The organism is Ideonella azotifigens (genome assembly GCF_006519715.1).
GTDB classification, from domain to species: Bacteria; Pseudomonadota; Gammaproteobacteria; order Burkholderiales; family Burkholderiaceae_C; genus Ideonella; species Ideonella azotifigens.
The window spans coordinates 1-3,748 of the sequence record NZ_VIDT01000549.1 but is presented as its reverse complement, the minus strand read 5'-3'; the positions used below and the strand labels follow the sequence as shown (position 1 = coordinate 3,748).

Sequence of the window (3,748 nt, the reverse complement as noted above, 5' to 3'; positions counted from 1 at the left end):
CGCGGTCGCGACGCCGCCCGCAGCGGCCAACGACCGCCCGTTCCAGGTCGCGCGCACCGCGGTGCTCGAAGACGATGAGCAGGTGTGGTCGTTCGAGTCGTGGGCGCAGCGCCTGGGCAAGGTGCGTGGCCTGTCGGTCGAGCCGGAGTACACCTTCGAAGCCGGCACCTCGGTGCAGTTTGAGCTGACGCGCCTCGATGATCGCCGCGGCAGCGAAACCGGCCACGAGGCCGAGGTCGAGTTCAAGCAGCTGTTCAACGACATCGCGCGCGACGGCTGGGGCTGGGGCCTGAGCGCAACGCTGGCCGCAGAGCGTACCCACGACAGCGGCGGCACGCTGCCGTCCGTCGAGATCAAGCTGCCGCTGTCCATCGCGCTGGGCGACAGCGGCGGATTCCTGCACCTGAATGTGGGCATCGGCAAGGCCCGTGATGCACGCCGCAGCTGGAACGGCGCCGTCGGGATCGAACGTGAGCTGTTCAAGCGCACGCTGTTCTTCGCCGAACTGGCGCGTGAGAACGAGGCGACGTTCATGCAGGTCGGCGCACGCCACTGGTTGCGCCGCGACAGGCTGGCGATCGACTTCGGCCTGCAGCAGCAGCGTGCCGATGGCCTGCGCACCTCGGGCTTTGTCGTCGGACTGGGTTGGTACGACTTGTAGCGCGCCGCCGCTGTGCGCACGCCGTGCGGCGATGTAGCGTCTGCTGTTCGCGAAAGACCTCAGCCAGCCGCTTTCTTGCGAGCCGGCCGGCGCTTCGCAGCTGCAGGGCCTGGCGTCTGGCCCAGCTGGCGCTGGATCTCCGTCTGGCCCTGGTCGCAGAGAAATTCCTCGAAGGCCAGCGCCACATGCGGCAACTGGCGCGAGGCCAGGTGCATCACATACCAGTCGCGCACGATCGGGTTGTCGGCCACCGGCAGCAGCGCCAGCAGCCCGGCGTTGATCTCGAGCACGCAGGTGTGCATCGACAGGAATGCCGCGCCGAAGCCGGCCGCGCACATGCGCTTGATGGCCTCGTTGCTCGACAGCTCGGAGCCGATGCGCAAGGGCAGGCCCTGGTCCTTGAAGACGCGCTCGACCGTCGTGCGCGTGCCGGAACCGCGCTCGCGCACGAGGATGCGGGTCTCGGCGACGTCGGCCAGGGTCAGGTCGGGCATGGCCATCAGCGGGTCGGTGGGCGCGGCGAGGAATGCCATGGGATGGCGCGCGAATGTGCGCGAGTCGGTTTTCAGTTCGGCCGGCGGGCGGCCCATGATCGCCACGTCGATCTCCTGGCCGGCGAGCATGCGCACGATCTCGTCGCGGTTGCCCACCTGCAGCTTGACCTTGACCTTGGGACGGTCGTTGATGAAGGACACCAGCAGCGGCGGCAGCAGGTACTCGGCCGTCGTCACGGTGCCCACACGCAGCGTGCCCGAGAACACGCCGCGCAGCGTGGCCATCTCCTCGCCGGCCTCGCGCCACAGGTCGACGATGCGGCTCGCGTAACCGGCCAGCAGTTCGCCCGCTTCGGTCAGGCGCACGCCGCGGCCGTTGCGCTGCAGCAGCGGCGTGCCGGCCGAGGCTTCGAGCGCGGCGATCTGGATCGACACCGCCGGCTGCGTCAAGTGCATTTCGTCTGCCGCGAGCGAGACGCTGCCCAGCCTCGCGACGGTGTGGAACGCGGTCAGCTGGCGAAACGTGGCGTTGCGGGTGAGTGGCATGGTGACATATTAGCTTTTCGAGATGTCAGAGCGAATAGTTTTAATTATTCCAAATCGTTGATCCTGCCTACATTGCACCCATCAGCTTTCACCGACACACCCAACAGCAGGGGAATCCAGATGGGCAACATGAAAGACGCAGTGCAGATCACCGACGCGAAGAAGCGTTATTCGGCGGGCGTGCTCAAGTACGCGCAGATGGGCTACTGGGACGGTGACTACGAACCGAAGCAGACCGACATCCTGGCGCTGTTCCGCATCACGCCACAGGACGGGGTGGACCCGATCGAGGCGGCGGCCGCGGTGGCCGGCGAGTCGAGCACCGCAACCTGGACCGTGGTCTGGACCGACCGGCTCACCGCGTGCGACATGTACCGCGCCAAGGCCTACCGCGTCGACCCGGTGCCGGGCATTCCGGGCCAGTTCTTCTGCTACGTCGCTTACGACTTGTCGCTGTTCGAGGAGGGCTCGATCACCAACGTCGCGGCCTCCGTCATCGGCAACGTCTTCAGCTTCAAGCCCTTGAAGGCGGCCCGGCTCGAGGACATGAAGTTTCCGGTGGCCTACGTGAAGACCTTCGCCGGCCCGCCGACCGGCATCGTGGTCGAGCGTGAGCGGCTCGACAAGTTCGGCCGTCCGCTGCTGGGTGCCACCACCAAGCCCAAGCTCGGCCTGTCCGGCCGCAACTACGGCCGCGTCGTGTACGAGGGCCTGAAAGGCGGGCTCGACTTCATGAAGGACGACGAGAACATCAACTCGCAACCCTTCATGCACTGGCGCGACCGTTTTCTGTTCGTGATGGACGCCGTCAACAAGGCCAGCGCCGCGACCGGCGAGGTCAAGGGCAGCTACCTGAACGTGACCGCGGGCACGATGGAAGAGATGTACCGTCGCGCCCAGTTCGCAAAAGACCTGGGCTCGGTGATCGTGATGGTCGACCTGGTGGTGGGCTACACCGGCATCCAGTCGCTGAGTCACTGGTGCCGGCAGAACGACATGATCCTGCACCTGCACCGCGCCGGCCACGGCACCTATACGCGGCAGAAGAACCATGGCGTGAGCTTCCGCGTGATCGCGAAGTGGATGCGGCTGGTGGGCGTGGATCACATCCATGCCGGCACGGCGGTGGGCAAGCTCGAAGGTGACCCGATGACGGTGCAGGGCTACTACAACGTCTGCCGCGACACGCACACCAGCGTCGACCTGCCGCGCGGCGTGTACTTCGACCAGGACTGGGGCGCGATCAAGAAGGTGATGCCGGTCGCCTCGGGTGGCATCCACGCCGGCCAGATGCACCAGCTGCTGGACCTGTTCGGCGATGACGTGGTGCTGCAGTTTGGCGGCGGCACCATCGGGCATCCGCAGGGCATTCAGGCGGGTGCGACAGCCAATCGCGTCGCGCTCGAGGCGATGGTGCTGGCGCGCAACGAAGGTCGCAACATCCTGGAAGAGGGCCCGCAGATCCTGCGCGACGCGGCCAAGTGGTGCTCCCCGCTGGCGGCCGCCCTCGACACCTGGGGCGACATCACCTTCAACTACACCTCGACCGACACCTCGGACTTCGTGCCGACCGCCTCGGTGGCCTGACGAATCGACGAAAGAGAGCACGAGCATGCGAATCACCCAAGGCACTTTCTCGTTCCTGCCCGACCTGAGCGACGAGCAGATCACCAAACAGGTCGACCACTGTCTCGCCAAGGGCTGGGCCATCGGTCTTGAGTACACCGACGACCCGCACCCGCGCAACACCTTCTGGGAGATGTTCGGCAACCCGATGTTCGACATCCAGGACGCCGCCGGCGTGATGCTCGAGTTGCGCAACTGCCGCAACACTTTTCCGAGCCACTACATCCGACTGAGCGCGTTCGACTCGACGCACGGCACCGAATCGGTGGTGGTGTCCTTCATCGTGAACCGGCCCAAGGAAGAACCCGGCTTCCGCCTGATCCGGACCGAGGAGCCTGGCCGCACGATCCGCTACAGCATCGAGAGCTACGCGGTGCAGCGCGCCCCCGAAGGTGCCCGCTACTGAGCGCCGCCGCCATGG

The 3,748-nt window shown here is 66.3% G+C and carries 4 protein-coding genes; 3 read left to right on the top strand and 1 reads right to left on the bottom strand.

Features of this window, described 5'->3' with window-relative positions; genetic code table 11:
* The coding region (locus FKP22_RS32580; protein ID WP_170201044.1) for a hypothetical protein at positions 1 to 661 on the top strand (661 nt) is incomplete at its 5' end.
* A gap of 59 nt (positions 662 to 720) precedes the next feature.
* Here the strand turns inward: FKP22_RS32580 and FKP22_RS23815 are convergent.
* A complete protein-coding gene (locus tag FKP22_RS23815; protein WP_141290152.1) occupies positions 721 to 1,701 on the bottom strand; it encodes a LysR family transcriptional regulator in 981 nt (326 codons plus the stop codon).
* 120 nt (positions 1,702 to 1,821) lie between these two features.
* Between FKP22_RS23815 and FKP22_RS23810 the strand changes: the two genes are divergently transcribed.
* A complete protein-coding gene (locus FKP22_RS23810; protein WP_141290151.1) occupies positions 1,822 to 3,288 on the top strand; it encodes a form I ribulose bisphosphate carboxylase large subunit in 1,467 nt (488 codons plus the stop codon).
* Positions 3,289 to 3,313: 25 nt separating this feature from the next.
* A complete protein-coding gene (locus tag FKP22_RS23805) occupies positions 3,314 to 3,733 on the top strand; it encodes a ribulose bisphosphate carboxylase small subunit (protein WP_141290150.1) in 420 nt (139 codons plus the stop codon).
* Positions 3,734 to 3,748: the final 15 nt, after the last annotated feature.